A 16,633-nucleotide genomic window follows, 5' to 3' on the forward strand; every position below is an offset into this window, starting at 1 on the left:
CTTTTTATGCTAGTTCTTCTCTTTCTGATTCTAATTCTTTAATTGCTCTTTCTACTTCCTCTCTGCTAGGTTTACTTCCCTCCCAGAACCATTTTACATATACTTTTGCATAATTAGAAAAAGAAAGTAAAACTGGTAAAGTTAGTAAAGTAAGGAAAGTGGCAATTACAATTCCATATGCTATAGAAATTGCCATTGGAATTAAAAACTGAGCTTGTCTACTTTCTTCAAAAATTAATGGTGCTAAACCTGCTACTGTAGTTATAGTCGTTAAGAAAATTGCTCTAAATCTAGATTTTCCTGCTTCAAATAATGCTTCTTCAAATCTAAGTCCCTCTTTTAAATAACTGTTGAATTTACTAATCAGCACTAGTCCATCATTCACCATAATACCAATTAAAGCAATAATTCCTAATAAGGATAAAATATTGACAGCAAATCCGTGAATCCAATGCCCCCAAGCTACTCCGATCAAACTAAAAGGAACCATTACCAATAACATAAAAGGCTGACCATAAGAACGGAATGTAAATACAATTACGATGTAGATTAATAATAAAATAACTGGACCTACGACTTTAGCTGATCCTGAAACTTTTGAAGCTTCTCTGTTTTGACCTTCATATAATGCAGTTACTGAAGGATATTTTGCCGTGATTTCTGGCATTATTCTTTCACGAATATCAGTTAATGCATCTGTAGCACTCGCTTGCGCATCTTTCATATCTGCTTCTACCTTGATCTCTCGTTGTCCTTCAAGATGATTAATTGAAATTTCTCCTCTTTCAATCTCATAAGTTGCTATTTCAGCCAAAGGAACTCTACTTCCTGAAGGAGTTGCGATTCGCATTTCATCTAAGTTTTTAATAGATGAACGTTCTTTCTTATCGTAGCGAACCCAAACTTTAATTTCATCTTGACCTCTTTGAAAACGTTGTGCTTGTCTTCCGAAGAAACCACTTCTAATTTGAGACATTACCCCATTTAAATTCAAACCTAAAAGATAAGCGTTATCTTTTAATTGAATCTTAATTTCTTTAATTCCTTGTGGATCATTATCGGTAACATCTTTTAATTCTTGATTTTTTTTCAGTTCTTCTTTCAGCTCTAATTTTGCTGCCTTAAGTTCTTTAATATTATTACTTAATAAAGAAACAGAAACTGGACTTCCTCCAAAATTTCCACCAGAACCAAAGGTTAAAGATTCTACTCCATAAACTTCTCCTACTCTATCTCGAATTACATTAGTAATTTCCCTAGAACCAAAAGTTCTTTCTTCTCCAGGTAATAAATTAATTCGTAAAGAAGCTTGTGCTGAACCCGGACCTATTTGCTTTAATACATTTTCTACAACTGGTTCTCCATTTACTCCATACTTTTCTGTAAACTCTTTCTCTACTTCCCAAACTTTAGCCTCAACAACAGAAATAATACTATCTGTAATTTTCTCATTTGTTCCTTGAGGCATTGTTAGATTTACAGAAACACGATCACTTGCTATAGACGGAAAAAATGTTCCTCTAATGATACCTCCTTTAAACGCTCCTGTAGTTATTAATAATAATGCAAAAGGAATTATTAATCCTATTAATTTATAATTTAAGACAAATCTTAAGGCTGGCGCATAGATTTTATCACGCATAAAATCCATTACATCTTCCGCATACTTATTAAACTTATATAATTTTTGGTTTCTATCTAAGGATTTAGAATGTGCTACGTGCGCAGGAAGGATTATTAATGCTTCTACCAAAGAAAGAATTAATGTAAGCGCTACAACTGTTGCAACTTCTCCGAAGAACTCTCCAATATTACCATCTAAAAAGAAGAAAACCGAAAAGGCTAAAACTGTTGTTGTAATCGCTGAAATAATTGGAGGAACAACTTCCATAGTTCCATCAATTGCTGCACGAATTGGATTTTTACCTTGCTCAAAATGATGATAAATATTCTCGGATATTACAATTCCGTCATCCACCAGAATTCCAATTACGATAATCATTCCAAATAACGATAATACGTTAATTGTAATATTAAAATATCCTGCTAACATAAACATTCCAAAGAATGCTACTGGTAAACCTGCTGCTACCCAAAATGCTAATCGTGGACGTAAGAATAATGATAAAAATAACATTACCAACAACATTCCTTGCCAAGCATTTTTAAATAATAGTTCGGTACGTTGGTTTAAAGTAATAGAAGAATCTCGTGTAATTTCTACTTTAACAGTATCGTGCTCTTCATTAAACTTTTCTACATACTCATTAATTTTCTTAGCTGAACTTAAAAGATCTTCATTATTTGTATTACTTACCTGTACTCTTACCGCTAAGTTTCCATTATAATAGTTTCTATTTGGAGTTTCGTTCCAAATATCTCTAACTGTAGCTACATCTTTTAATCGAATAATTCTTCCAGAAGCATCTGCTCTAACTACCAAATTATCCAACTCATCTCCGTAATACGATCTATTATTCGCTCTAATTAAATATTCTTCAGCATCTGTTTTTACAGAACCTCCTGTAGTTAAAATATTTGATGTAGAAACTGCATTTGCAACTTGATTGAACGTTAAATTATAAGCAATTAAATCATTCTCTCGAACTGCTATTTCTATTTCTTCAGCAGGATAACCTGAAACTGTTATTTGGGAAATCCCATCAATTCTACGAATATCATTTTCTATATTTCTTGCAATATCTTTTAATGACTTTAACGGAATTTTATCTCCAGTAACTACGAAACTTATGGTCTCTGCAACATTTTCAACTTTAGCTACAACTGGCGGCTCCATTCCTGTGGGAAAATTCGGAACTTTATCAACTGCATTTTTTACATCTGCTAAAACTACGTTTATATCGTAATCTTTAAGCGTTTCTACTCGAATACTTGCTGAATTTTCAGAAGATGTTGAAGTAACTCGATCTACTCCAACTAAACCTTTTAAATTGTCTTCTATTTTCAATACAACACCTTCTTCTATTTCTTGTGGAGAAGCTCCAGGATACACAACATTAATATTGATAAACTTTGCTCTTGTTAAAGGAAAGAAAGATGATTTTAAGGTTGAAAAACCAAAGTATCCTAAAATTACAAAAGCGATTATAATAATATTTACTGCAACAGGATACTTAATAAAATATGCTATTATTTTCTTCATTCCTTATTTTTTAGCTTCTTGTTTTGTTTCTGAAAATAATTTCACTGGCATACCCGTGTAAGCTCCAGGAACAGCTTTAGAGACTAATTGTGTTCCATTTTCTAATCCTTTTATAATAACCGTATTTTCATTAAAGTGAACAGGATTAATATCTACCAACTCTAATTGATTGTTGTTAACTACATAAACAGCTTTGTTTTCTACCAATAACTTTCTGTTGATTTCTAAAGCATCTTGAACAGATTTCGTAGCAACACTCGCTTCTAAATACATTCCTTCACGTAAACCTTTTCCTTTTACCTCAATAAAAACCTGAACTGTCTGTGAAGTTTGATCTATTTTTCCATTAATTCTAGTTACTATTCCTTCCCAAGTTTTTGTCTTTTCAAGATTATATAAAACTACCTTTTTTCCTTTCTCTAAAAGATCAGCAAAACTTGCACTTACTGACAAAGGAAGTTCCAATACCGAAGTATCAATAAACTCACCCATTTTTTGTCCAGCTCTAACTAAGGTTCCATTAGTAACCAAAGCTTCAGTTAAAATCCCATTAAAAGGAGCTCTAATATTATACTTTCCTAAACGAACTTCTAAATTTTTAATGTTATAGAACGTCGTGTAAATATTTTTACCTGAAATAAAGTACTTTTCTTTATCCGACTTTGGTTCTGGTAATGGTTTTAAAGTTGAATTAATATCGAAGTTTTTTAAATAAGTATCCCAAACTTGGAAAGATTCAGAATAATCTAAACGAATGTCTGGCATTACAGATGCTATTAAATTTTGTAAAGAACTTCTTTGAGATTGAATAGAAGCGTAAAACTCTTGATTATTTATTTTTAGTAAAGTTTGTCCCTTTTTATATGAAGTTCCAACCCTAAAATCCTTTCCAGCAGTTTGTAAAACTCCTTGAACTTCAGAATAAATATCTACTTTGTTTTTTGCTATTAAGTTACCGTTTGCCGTAATCTTAACCGGAATTTCTTTATTCTTTACTGAAGTTACAAAAACTGTTTTCTCTACTTTTGTTACCTTTTTCTTTGGCTTTTTCTTACTATTTTCAAATCGTTTTGATATAATTACTGCTAAGGCTAAGATTAATATCCCTACTCCTACTGATATGATTAGTTTTCTCATGTTTATATTTAGTTGCTAATACAACTGTTATTGGATTTAGCTATTAAATTTTCTTGTACTTTTCTAATGACTTTGATTGTTGCTTTTATCTCTTCTGCTGAAATGTTTTCTTGTAACGACTGTGCAAAACTTTCTATAACTGGTAATGTTTCTTTAAATAATAATTCTCCTTTTTTAGTTAAAAAAACATGATTTATTCTCTTATCTAATTTCGATGGAATTCTAGCTACCAAACTCTTTTTCTCCATTGTATTTATTAGCCTGGTAAGCGAAGTTTTATCTCGCCCAGTTAAAAATGCTAATTCCTGCTGAGGCACACCATCTTTCTCGTCTAATTTCTTCAGCAAAATCCATTGTGTTTTAGTAAGCTTTATATTTTGCTCATGAAATATATCTTGAATATGATTGTCAATCATTTTCGTTGTTTTACCTAACCAAGGCGCTAATGTATTTTCTAATCCCATAAAAGCTATTTATAAGATGCAAAATTACGGTTAAGGTTTAATTTAGTTGCATATACAACAAGTTAACTTTCTGTTAAAAAAAGACATAAAAAAACCTGAAGATTGCTCTTCAGGTTCATATTATAATTTACACATAAGTAATTATTTACTTAAATACATTTTTCTTCTAGAATATAAGTCATAGAAATCATCGTCTCTTAAACTATCGATGAATAAGATACTTTCTCCTGTACTCTTCATCTCTGGTCCCAGTTTCTTGTTAACGTTAGGGAATTTGTTAAATGAGAATACTGGCTGTTTGATTGCATACCCTTCCAACTGCGGATTAAAATCAAAATCAGTAACCTTTTTATCTCCTAACATTACTTTAGTTGCATAGTTAACATATGGTTCTTTGTATGCCTTAGCAATGAATGGAACCGTACGAGAAGCTCTTGGATTTGCCTCAATGATGTATACTTTATCGTCTTTAATTGCAAACTGAATATTGATTAAACCTACAGTGTTTAATTCTAAAGCGATTTTCTTAGTATACTCTCTAATTTGCTCCATTACTAACTCTCCTAAGTTAAATGGAGGTAATGTTGCATTTGAGTCTCCAGAGTGAATTCCACATGGTTCAATGTGCTCCATAATCCCGATGATATACACATTTTCTCCATCACAAATTGCATCAGCTTCTGCTTCAATTGCTCCTTCTAAATAGTGATCTAATAATAATTTGTTATTTGGAATCTTACGTAATAAATCTACTACGTGCTCTAATAACTCTTCTTTATTGATTACAATCTTCATTCCTTGACCTCCTAATACATATGAAGGACGAACTAAGATTGGGAAATCTAACTCATCAGCTAAAGCTAAAGCTTCATCAGCATTAGTTGCTACACCAAATCTTGGATAAGGAATATTGTTTTCTTTTAATAATGTTGAGAAGCTTCCTCTATCTTCTGCTAAATCTAAAGATTTATAGCTTGTTCCGATAATTGGAATTCCGTAACGATCTAACTTCTCAGCTAATTTTAAAGCTGTTTGTCCACCTAACTGAACAATTACACCTTCTGGTTTCTCATGTTTAATGATATCGTAGATATGCTCCCAGAAAACAGGCTCGAAATATAACTTATCAGCTGTATCAAAATCTGTAGAAACAGTTTCTGGATTACAGTTAATCATTATTGTTTCGTAACCAGCTTCTTTTGCTGCATAAACTCCGTGAACACAACAGTAATCGAATTCAATACCTTGACCAATACGGTTTGGTCCAGAACCTAAAACGATAATCTTTTTCTTGTCAGATACTTTACTCTCATTTGCTACATAACGTTCTCCATCAGCAGTTTCAATCTCTTGCTCGAATGTTGAATAGTAGTAAGGAGTTTGTGCTTTAAACTCAGCAGCACAAGTATCAACTAATTTATAAACACGTTTTATTTTATACTCTTCACGCTTCTTGTATACTTCACTTTCTAAACAGTTTAACATATGAGCGATCTGACGATCTCCATATCCTTTTTGTTTAGCTTCAAGTAATAACTCTCTATCTAAAGTATCAATTGTATAAGTAGAAATTTCCTTCTCTAAGTGGAATAACTCTTCGTATTGTTTTAAATACCACATGTCAATCTTAGTGATATCATAAATCTTACTTAAAGGAATTCCCATTGCAATAGCATCGTAAATTGCAAAAACACGATCCCAACTTGCGTGAGTTAATTTATCTATTACTTGGTTATAATCTTTATATCCTTTTCCGTCTGCTCCTAAACCGTTACGCTTAATCTCTAAAGATTGAGTTGCTTTGTGTAACGCTTCTTGGAACGAACGTCCAATTCCCATTACTTCTCCTACTGCTTTCATTTGTAATCCTAGAGTTCTATCAGAACCTTCGAACTTATCGAAGTTCCAACGAGGAATTTTTACGATTACATAATCTAAAGTTGGTTCAAATAATGCAGAAGTAGATTTTGTAATTTGATTATCTAATTCATCTAAAGTATAACCGATAGCTAATTTAGAAGCGATTTTTGCAATTGGATATCCTGTTGCCTTACTTGCTAAAGCAGAAGAACGAGATACACGTGGATTAATTTCAATTGCAATGATATCTTCTTTCTCATCTGGAGAAACTGCGAACTGAACATTACATCCACCAGCAAATTCACCAATACTGCGCATCATTTTAATTGCCATGTCACGCATTTTCTGATATGTTTTATCAGATAACGTCATTGCTGGAGCAACAGTAATTGAATCACCAGTATGAATTCCCATTGGATCCATATTTTCGATAGAACAGATAATAACAACATTGTCGTTATCATCACGAAGTAATTCTAACTCATATTCTTTCCATCCCATCATGGCTTTATCAATCATAACTTCGTGGATTGGAGAAATCTCTAAACCTCTAGTTAATGATTTTTCAAACTCTTCTTCGTTATATACGATAGAAGCTCCTGCTCCACCTAATGTAAACGATGCTCTAATACATAATGGAAAACCAAACTCTTGAGCAATTTCTTTACCTTTTAAATATGAAGTAGCTGTAGCTTGTGGTGCCATCGGTACATCGATAGTTCCCATTAACTCTCTAAACTTTTCTCTATCTTCTGTAATATTAATAGCATCAATATCTACTCCGATAATCTCTACTCCAAAATCTTCCCAAATACCTTTTTCGTCAGCCTCGATACATAAGTTTAATGCTGTTTGACCTCCCATAGTTGGTAAAACTGCATCTATTTGTGGGTGTTCTTTTAAAATTTTGATTATAGAACGAGTATTAAGAGGCAATAAGTAAACGTGATCCGCCATTGAAGGATCAGTCATTATCGTTGCTGGATTAGAATTGATTAATATCGTTTCAATTCCATCTTCTCGTAATGAACGTAATGCTTGCGACCCTGAATAGTCAAATTCACACGCTTGTCCGATTACAATCGGTCCAGATCCAATAATTAAAATCGATTTTAGTTCTTCTCTCTTAGGCATTTGTGTTGTATTGTGTTGTTTATGTAAAAATATAAAATTGATTAGGTATAAAAAAAGGTGTTACTAATAAAAAGTAACACCTCTATATAATTGAATAACAATCATTATTTCTTTGGTCTCGTTTCAGATGAAACTGATAATTTTTTTCTTCCTTTTGCTCTTCTTCTAGCTAATACTTTTCTACCATTAGCAGAAGCCATTCTTTCGCGGAAACCGTGTTTGTTTCTTCTCTTTCTCTTTGATGGTTGGTAGGTTCTCTTACTCATTTTAAATAAATCTTAAAATTTTTCTAAACTTATCTTTTGCTAATAGTAAATTCGACTGCTAAAAGCGTGGGCAAATATACAACAGTTTTTCATTTTGACAAGTCTTAAAAAGTTTTTTTTTAGAATATTTTTTTTGGAGTGATTTTCACACATTTTTTTACACTTTTTGGTTGCAAAATCTATCATTGTTATTACTTTTGCCCAAACCTAATACTACATGAACAACACTAAATATGTATTCGTAACAGGTGGTGTAACTTCGTCACTTGGTAAAGGAATCATTGCTGCCTCTTTAGCAAAGTTACTACAAGAACGTGGATATTCTGTTACAATTCAAAAACTGGACCCTTACATTAATATAGATCCAGGTACTTTGAACCCATATGAACATGGGGAATGCTATGTTACAGATGATGGTGCAGAAACGGACTTAGATTTAGGTCACTACGAGCGCTTCTTAAACATTCCTACTTCACAAGCCAACAATGTTACAACTGGTAGAATTTATCAATCTGTAATTAATAAGGAAAGAAGAGGAGATTTCTTAGGAAAAACAGTTCAGGTTATTCCTCACATCACTGATGAAATTAAACACCGTATTAAGATTTTAGGAAACACTGGCGATTATGATATCGTAATTACTGAAATTGGTGGAACTGTTGGTGATATTGAGTCGTTACCTTATATTGAAGCTGTTCGTCAATTACAATGGGAACTTGGTGAAGACAATGCTATTGTTATTCATTTAACTTTAGTTCCTTATTTAGCAGCTGCTGGAGAATTAAAAACGAAACCAACACAACACTCTGTAAAAATGTTAATGCAAAGTGGTATTGGTCCGAATATCTTAGTATGTAGATCTGAACATGAAATTTCTGAAGACATCAAGAGAAAACTTGCTTTATTCTGTAATGTAAAGAAAGAAGATGTGATTCAATCTTTAGATGCTGAAACAATATATGACGTTCCTAATTTAATGTTTGAAGAAGGTTTAGATCGTGTAGTGTTAAACAAACTGGATCTTTCTACAGAAAAACAACCAGAACTTGTTGATTGGAACTGTTTCGTTAAAAAATATAAGAATCCAAAACGTACTTTAGAAATTGGACTTATTGGAAAATATGTAGAGTTACACGATTCATATAAGTCGATTACGGAAGCATTTATTCATGCTGGTTCTACTCATGAAGCTAAAGTAAATGTTCGTTGGATTCATTCTGAAGAATTATCAGTAGATAATATTAAAGAACATTTAGAAGGTTTAGATGGTATGTTAGTTGCTCCTGGTTTTGGAGAACGTGGAATTGAAGGTAAAATTGAAGCTGTTAAATATGCTAGAGAAAATAACATTCCTTTCTTAGGAATTTGTTTAGGAATGCAAATGGCAGTGATTGAATTTGCTAGAAACGTATTAAACTTATCTGATGCGAATTCTACTGAAATGAACGAAAAAACTTCTGCTCCTGTTATTAATTTAATGGAAGAGCAAAAAGATATTACCGACATGGGAGGTACAATGCGTTTAGGAGCTTGGGATTGCCAATTAACTGAAGGTTCTAAAACTTTTGAAGCGTATAAAACTGCTGATATTAGTGAAAGACACCGTCACAGATATGAGTTCAATAGTGAATATAAAGAACAAATTGAAGCGGCAGGTATGAAAGCAACTGGTATTAATCCAAAAACAGGATTAGTAGAAGTTGTTGAAATTCCAGATCACCCTTGGTTTGTTGGTGTACAATATCACCCAGAATACAAGAGTACGGTTTTAAATCCGCATCCTTTATTCTTAAGCTTTATTGAAGCTGCAATCAAATATTCAGAAAACTAATTTCTTAATTATATACATGTAAAAGCATCAACAATAGTTGGTGCTTTTTTTATCTCCAAATGCGTTATCTTTAATTTTATTTTCTCTCAATGGAAAATTTAGCACAACATATTCAACCCTATTTTTCGATTACCAAAGAAGATTTTTCTAGTATAGAACATTTGTTTGAAGCTGAAAAGATTTTAAAAGGTGATTTCTTTATCAGGAAAGAACAGTACTGTGAAAAAATGAGTTTTATTCAGCAAGGTTATGTGCGTGTTTATGCAAATTCAAAAGATAAAGAAATAACACAATGGATAGCGACTAAGGGTTATTTCATAACCGATTTGTATAGCTTTATTTTTGATCAAAGAGCGCGTTGGAACATACAAACATTAACTGATTGTTATTTATTTACCATATCTAAAGAAAACTATAAGAAACTATCTGAAATCCTTCCTAACTGGCACAATTTGGAGAAAAAGTTTATTGCAAATTGTTTTGCTACACTTGAAGATCGCGTTTTTGATCATTTATCATTAAATACCGAAGAACGTTATTTAAAATTCTTTCATCAAAACAAAGGTTTATTTAATGAAGTTCCCTTACAGTTTTTAGCTTCTATGCTTGGAATGACTCCTGAAACTTTAAGTAGAATTCGTAAAAAATTTAAGGTAACTATTTACAAGTTTACACTAAATAAAAAATTAGCCCGATTATTTTAATTTCGGGCTTTTTAATTTTTAATCTTCTTTAGGGTTGTAATCTAACCCTTTTTTAAGTTTTCGATTGAAATCCGATAAAGTGTTTTTTTCTATAGGTTCTATTGTATGACCTTTTTCGTCAAAATTAAAAGGTAACTCCATTTGACCACTTTGTCTTAACTTTAATCTTTCAAATTGTTCCCACATATGTTTCATGTTGTCAGATAATTGAAACAATGTAACTATTTGGTTTATTTGTGCGGTTAAATGTGGGTTTCCAATATCATCTGTTAAAAGTTGATGAAATCTAGCAGTTTTATTTCCTTTGTTACTTTTAGGCACATTCTTTTCTAGTTCATTTAAAACACCTTTAGGTAATTGTTCATAAACTAATTTCTTAGTCCAAGTACCTATAACTCCTGGTCTTTTTTTAATTCCATTAACAGTAAAATCCCATTCATTTAATCTAAAAAGCTCTTTATAAAATATATCAGGAAATCTTTTTTGCCAAGGTAATAATTCTTCACTTATATATTGCTTTAAAATTTTTTGTAACTCGTCTTTTTCCCTTTCGTATTGATAACCTGTAGCCTCATCAACTAAAGATGTTATACTTATCTTTAAAAAAGCTTTTACTAAAATATCACTTTGAATACCTATATGCTTTTGATTAGGCTTTAGTATATTTTTATGGTAAGCAACGGAGAATAAATGAGCCACTTGCGGAAGTAATTCTGCTCTATATCCAATGCTATCATTTCCGTTTAAATCAGTAAATAAAATAGGTTTTGAATTCTCTAAAATTTCCTCTGTTAATAAGGGTTTAAGGTTATTTGCACTTAAAAATATAGGTGTTTTGAATTCATCGTCATATTGCCTACCTCCTTTAGCTTTTCCTGTTCTACCTATAGCTTTTAAAAAACCTATTCTACTTAATACCCTCTCTCCGTCTGGAAGATTGTATGCAGATATGTTAAAATCATTTAAGACAAGGTTTCCCTCGTGTGTGGCTTTCAATTTCTTATCCATTTATCAACTCTTTATATGTTATTCTATTTTCTATATTTGAAAGTAAAAGATTAAACCTATTGCTTTCTGTTCCTTTTCTTGTGTTATATCTAAAAACAAACTCGTCAACATACATTTGTAAATGCTTCTTAGATGTAAAATGATAAATTCCAATGATACCACGTTTTAAAAGAGACCAAAAACCCTCAATTGTGTTAGTATGAATTCTACCATTAACATATTCTTTTTGATTATGTTTTACGATGCTATGGTCGTAAATACGGTTTACACCTTTATAACCTAACCATTCGTCAGAATACAATTTAGCACTTTCTTTTACATTTCTGATTATTTCAGATGTTAACGTTTCTGATTTTACGTTTTCTACGGTTCTAGCTGTTAATTTACCTTTTCTTTCTACCATACCCACTACAGCTGTTTTATCCTTAGAACTTCTTCCTTGTGAGTTTTTAACCTTTTTATTGGAGTGTCTATTCTTATTTTTACCACCTACATAAGTTTCATCTACTTCAACTTCATTATCTAATTGAGTATCGTTATCAATACCAAAACAGTTTCTTATTCTTTGTAGCATAAACCAAGCTGATTTTTGAGTAATATCTAAATCACGCCCTAACTGTAGAGAAGAAATACCTTTTTTATGTGAAGTTACTAACCAAATAGCTAAAAACCACTTTTGCAATGGCATTTTAGTATTGTCGAATATAGTTTGTGTTCTTACATTGAAGTATTTACCTGTGTTTTTACACTTGTATTTATTACCCTTGCAATTATAGACTTTACTTGAAGAATCAAAAGGACTTACAACATTACCATTCCAACGTAACTTTTCTAAATGGTCAATACAAGTTTGCTCATTTGGGAAAGTATTAAGTAAGTCTAATATCGATTTGAAGTCCTTGTTAATCATTGTACTATCTTTTTGACAACACAAATATAGAAGTTCATTACACTAAAACCAAATTAATCTAGTGTAAAATTATATATAGTTACCAAATTTAATTCTTGATTTATATCAAGAGGAATCATTTCATTCCATAAGAAATTTGTATCCATAAAATATTTAACCATGAATACAGAAATAGTTACTTCCATAAATATTAACGCTACTCCAGAAAAAATCTGGAAAACCCTTTTAGATTTTGATGCATACCCTCAATGGAATCCTTTTATTTCTTCAATATCTGGAGTTGCCGAGATTGGAAACACACTAGAAGTTCAAATAGAGTCAATGAAATTTAAACCAGTTGTATTAGAATCGATACCTAGCACTGAGTTAAGGTGGATTGGAAAATTATTATTTAAAGGATTATTTGATGGAGAACATAGATTCTTTTTAAAAGACAATAAAGATGGTTCTACAACTTTTACTCAAAGTGAAAAATTTAAAGGAGTATTAGTTCCTCTTTTTTCAAAAAAAATAAATACTGAAATTAAAAATGGTTTTATCAATATGAATAAATCCTTGAAGAATACTGTAGAAGAATTGAATTTTTAATCAAACTTAATTGCTCTTGATGGTTGTATTTTAGAAATAATCATAGATGGTAGCAATAACATTACTAAACACAAAAACAATGTTCCTAAATTTAATAAAAAGAGATACAAGAAATTGAATTCTACAGGAACTGTAGATACATTATATGTTTGTGGATCTAAACTTATTAACTTAAAGTATTTTTGAACAAATAATAATACAAAAGCTATTAAATTTCCCCAAAACAATCCTTTCAATATTAAGTAAGAAGCATTATATAAAAAAACCTTTCTTATTTCTGTATTTTTACTTCCTAATGATTTCAAAATTCCAATCATTTGAACACGCTCTAGAATTAACACCAATAAAGCTGTAATCATATTAATCCCTGCCACTAAAATCATTATTCCTAAGATAAACCAAACATTATTATCAAATAATTTTAACCAATCAAAAATTTGCCAAAATGTTTGTAATAATGTGTCGGCTTTTAAAACGGGACTAATATTCATATTAATCTCCTCTCCTTTTTCTCTTATTTCATCAAAATTGTCTATTAATATTTCGAAACCACCAACTTCATCTTCTTTCCATCTGTTTATTCGTTGAACTTCTTTTAAATCTCCAACAATTATAGAATTATCAAATTCTGCAAAACCTGTTTTAAAAATTCCAACAATAACTGGTTTTCTTGATTTAAAGCCTGTAGAAGATTCTACTTGAAATCCAACATTTATAGTGTCTTTTAATTTCAACTCCAACTGATCAACAATCGATTTAGAAATTAATATTTCTCTATTACGTGGTTGATCGTAATTTGGTAATCGACCTTCAATTAGGAATTCTTCAAAAAAAGAAAAATCATAATCTTTATTTACTCCTTTAAATACAATTCCTTGAAAATTATTTTTTGTTCTAATTAAACCTGCTTTATTAATGTAAGGCTGAACTTTTTTTATTCCAGAAACAGTAGTGAAATTTGGGTAAAAATCTTGATTTAAGTTTATAGGAACTGTAGAAACATCAGAATAATTATTGTCGTAGTTGGTAATTTGAACATGACCTTTAAATCCAGCTATTTTTTCACGAATCTTATTTTTAAAACCTAAGCTTACAGATACAGAAATAGACATTATGATAATCCCCAAGCTAATAGCAACGATTGCTATTTTTATTATTGGTGATGATATACTATTTTTATGCTCTTTACCAGCAATTATTCGTTTTGCAATAAATAATTCGTAATTCAAAGAAATGTTTTTTAATACAACCAAAAGTACATATTTATTCTTGTTTTTAACTACGATTTTTTTTCTTAGTTCTTGTAAACAAACTTCTCAGATACCAGTTCAAGAAAAAAAAGAAAAAGAAATTGTTATTGAGAAAAAGGACACTATAATTCTTACAGCAGCAGATCAGACTGGAATTTATATTCCTAAGATTTTAAATAAAAACATTGGAATTGTAGCTAATCAAACTTCTATAATCAATAAAATTTCAAAATTTAATCCAGATATCACTCAAATTCACTTGGTTGATTACTTACATAATTCAACAAAAATTAATGTAAAAAAAGTATTTGCGCCTGAGCACGGATTCAGAGGAAAAGCAGATGCAGGAGAAAAAATAAAAGATGGAATTGATACTAAAACAGGATTACCAATTATTTCTTTGTACGGAAAAAACAAAAAGCCTTCTAAAAAACAATTAGAAGACATAGATCTTATGATTTTTGATATTCAAGATGTAGGAGCTCGTTTTTACACTTATATTTCTACCTTACATTATGTTATGGAAGCTTGTGCAGAGAATAATATTCCTTTACTAGTTTTAGATCGACCTAATCCGAATGCTCATTATGTAGATGGGCCAATGTTAGAAACTGAACATAAAAGTTTTATTGGAATGCATAAAGTTCCTGTAGTTTATGGAATGACGATTGGTGAATACGGTAAAATGATTAATGGAGAAAAATGGTTGAAAAATGAAATTCAATGTGATTTAACAGTAATACCTAATAAAAACTACACTCATAATTCTAGTTATAGTTTACCTGTAAAACCTTCTCCGAATTTACCAAACGACACTTCTATTAATTTATATCCTAGTTTGTGTTTTTTTGAAGGAACAAATGTTTCTGTAGGTAGAGGAACTTCAAAGCAATTCCAAGTTGTAGGTAGTCCATTTCACCATTTAGAAAACCATAAATATAGTTTTACGCCAAAACCAAATGAAGGTGCTAAATACCCAAAACACGAAAACAAAGAATGTTTCGGTTACGATTTATCTTCAGAAAAAAAATTAGATCAACTGAGTTTAAAATGGTTAATTGAGTTTTACAATGCTCATAAAGAGCATTCAAAAGAAAAAGTGTTTTTTACTTCTTTCTTTACAAAATTAGCTGGAACTAAACTATTACAAGAACAAATAGAAAATGGCTTATCTGAAGAAGAAATCAGAACAACCTGGCAAAAAGATTTGGAAGAATTTAAAAAAGTAAGAGCTAAATATTTACTTTACGAGTAATAGAAAAACCTTGAGCTTTCATCCATTCATCTGAATAAATTTTATCCATATAACGAATTCCGTGATCTGGAAGGATGACAACTACAAAACTATCCGATTTAAACATTCCTTTTTCGGCATATTGCTGTGTTGCTTGAATTACCGCTCCTGAAGTATAACCACATAATAAACCTTCGGAACGAACTAATTCTCTGGCAGCTAAAGCAGCATCTTCATCGGTTACTTTTTCGTAAATATCAATAATATCAAAATCTGTTGAAGTAGGAATTAAATTCTTACCTAAGCCTTCTATTTTGTATGGTGAAATTTCGTTTGGATCAAACTCTTTTGTTTCGTGAAATTTTTTAATTGCAGAACCAACAGCATCTACTCCTAAAATTTTTATATCAGGATTTTGTTCCTTCAAAAACCTTCCTGTTCCAGAAATAGTTCCTCCAGTTCCACTAGCAGCAACCAAGTGAGTAATTTTACCTTCTGTTTGTTTCCAAATTTCTGGTCCAGTAGTCGCATAATGAGCTTCTATATTTAACTCATTAAAATATTGATTGATGTAAATTGAGTTTGGAGTCTCTTTATGAATTCGTTTTGCTGTTTCATAATAAGATCTTGGATCATCTGCTGCCACATTAGCCGGACAAACATGAACCTCTGCTCCCATTGTTTTTAAAACATCAATCTTATTTTTTGAAGATTTATCGCTTACAGCCAAAATACAACGATAGCCTTTTACTAAACTAATCATAGCCAAGCTAAATCCTGTATTTCCTGAAGTAGTTTCTACAATAGTATCGCCAGGAGTTAAAATACCTTTCTTTTCAGCATTTTCGATAATATGAAGTGCAATTCTATCTTTTGCTGATTGTCCTGGGTTAAAAGATTCTAATTTCGCAAAAAACTCTCCCTGTAAATCTTTAGTAATACTATGTAATTTAACTATTGGGGTTTCTCCTACTAAATCTAAAACCGAATTTACTATTGCTTTATTCCTATCCATTCTATATATAAAGAAACGTTATTGCAAAATTGAGTCATCTAGTTGTAATTGAGATGTTTGTTTTACAAT

Annotated in this window: 13 protein-coding genes; 4 read left to right on the forward strand and 9 right to left on the reverse strand. The window is 31.0% G+C overall.

What is annotated here, in order from left to right; all coding sequences use genetic code 11:
* Window positions 1–4: 4 nt before the first annotated feature.
* The 5 genes from AQ1685_RS13065 to rpmH form a co-directional block, all read right to left on the reverse strand.
* Window positions 5–3,163, reverse strand: a complete 3,159-nt coding sequence (locus AQ1685_RS13065) for an efflux RND transporter permease subunit (protein WP_095072826.1) — start codon at window positions 3,161–3,163, stop codon at window positions 5–7.
* 3 nt (window positions 3,164–3,166) lie between these two features.
* Window positions 3,167–4,300 carry an efflux RND transporter periplasmic adaptor subunit gene (locus AQ1685_RS13070; protein ID WP_095072828.1) on the reverse strand — a complete coding sequence of 378 codons (1,134 nt, stop codon included), beginning with the start codon at window positions 4,298–4,300 and terminating at the stop codon, window positions 3,167–3,169.
* Window positions 4,301–4,308: 8 nt separating this feature from the next.
* A complete protein-coding gene (locus AQ1685_RS13075) occupies window positions 4,309–4,764 on the reverse strand; it encodes a MarR family winged helix-turn-helix transcriptional regulator (protein ID WP_095072830.1) in 456 nt (151 codons plus the stop codon).
* A gap of 141 nt (window positions 4,765–4,905) precedes the next feature.
* On the reverse strand, window positions 4,906–7,758 hold the full coding sequence (gene carB, locus AQ1685_RS13080) for a carbamoyl-phosphate synthase large subunit (protein ID WP_095072832.1): 2,853 nt from the start codon (window positions 7,756–7,758) through the stop codon (window positions 4,906–4,908).
* A 104-nt stretch (window positions 7,759–7,862) separates the two neighbouring features.
* Window positions 7,863–8,024, reverse strand: coding sequence for a 50S ribosomal protein L34 (gene rpmH / locus AQ1685_RS13085; RefSeq protein WP_095072834.1), 162 nt, complete (start codon window positions 8,022–8,024; stop codon window positions 7,863–7,865).
* 217 nt (window positions 8,025–8,241) lie between these two features.
* On the opposite strand from rpmH, the gene AQ1685_RS13090 reads away from it, so the two are divergent.
* Entirely contained in the window at window positions 8,242–9,855 is a 1,614-nt protein-coding gene (locus AQ1685_RS13090; protein WP_095072835.1) for a CTP synthase, read from the forward strand.
* 89 nt (window positions 9,856–9,944) lie between these two features.
* On the forward strand, window positions 9,945–10,559 hold the full coding sequence (locus AQ1685_RS13095; protein ID WP_095072837.1) for a Crp/Fnr family transcriptional regulator: 615 nt from the start codon (window positions 9,945–9,947) through the stop codon (window positions 10,557–10,559).
* A gap of 18 nt (window positions 10,560–10,577) precedes the next feature.
* On the opposite strand, the gene AQ1685_RS13100 is transcribed toward AQ1685_RS13095, so the two are convergent.
* Together AQ1685_RS13100 and AQ1685_RS13105 are read right to left on the reverse strand one after the other, a co-directional pair.
* Window positions 10,578–11,567 carry a P63C domain-containing protein gene (locus tag AQ1685_RS13100; RefSeq protein WP_095072839.1) on the reverse strand — a complete coding sequence of 330 codons (990 nt, stop codon included), beginning with the start codon at window positions 11,565–11,567 and terminating at the stop codon, window positions 10,578–10,580.
* Window positions 11,560–12,477 carry an IS1595 family transposase gene (locus AQ1685_RS13105; protein ID WP_095072841.1) on the reverse strand — a complete coding sequence of 306 codons (918 nt, stop codon included), beginning with the start codon at window positions 12,475–12,477 and terminating at the stop codon, window positions 11,560–11,562. The genes AQ1685_RS13100 and AQ1685_RS13105 overlap by 8 nt, the downstream gene beginning before the upstream one ends.
* A gap of 159 nt (window positions 12,478–12,636) precedes the next feature.
* Here AQ1685_RS13105 and AQ1685_RS13110 point away from each other — a divergent pair, with 159 nt between their 5' ends.
* Complete coding sequence (locus tag AQ1685_RS13110) at window positions 12,637–13,065, forward strand: SRPBCC domain-containing protein (RefSeq protein ID WP_095072843.1); 429 nt, start codon at window positions 12,637–12,639, stop codon at window positions 13,063–13,065.
* On the opposite strand, the gene AQ1685_RS13115 is transcribed toward AQ1685_RS13110, so the two are convergent.
* Window positions 13,062–14,294, reverse strand: a complete 1,233-nt coding sequence (locus AQ1685_RS13115; protein WP_095075075.1) for an ABC transporter permease — start codon at window positions 14,292–14,294, stop codon at window positions 13,062–13,064. The two genes, AQ1685_RS13110 and AQ1685_RS13115, sit on opposite strands and share 4 nt — an antisense overlap.
* A gap of 4 nt (window positions 14,295–14,298) precedes the next feature.
* On the opposite strand from AQ1685_RS13115, the gene AQ1685_RS13120 reads away from it, so the two are divergent.
* Window positions 14,299–15,570, forward strand: coding sequence for an exo-beta-N-acetylmuramidase NamZ family protein (locus AQ1685_RS13120; protein WP_095072844.1), 1,272 nt, complete (start codon window positions 14,299–14,301; stop codon window positions 15,568–15,570).
* Here the strand turns inward: AQ1685_RS13120 and AQ1685_RS13125 are convergent.
* Window positions 15,548–16,564 carry a PLP-dependent cysteine synthase family protein gene (locus AQ1685_RS13125; RefSeq protein WP_095072846.1) on the reverse strand — a complete coding sequence of 339 codons (1,017 nt, stop codon included), beginning with the start codon at window positions 16,562–16,564 and terminating at the stop codon, window positions 15,548–15,550. The two genes, AQ1685_RS13120 and AQ1685_RS13125, sit on opposite strands and share 23 nt — an antisense overlap.
* Window positions 16,565–16,633 lie beyond the last annotated feature (69 nt).

Origin of the sequence: Tenacibaculum jejuense, from assembly GCF_900198195.1 — a bacterium.
Taxonomy (GTDB): domain Bacteria; phylum Bacteroidota; class Bacteroidia; order Flavobacteriales; family Flavobacteriaceae; genus Polaribacter; species Polaribacter jejuensis.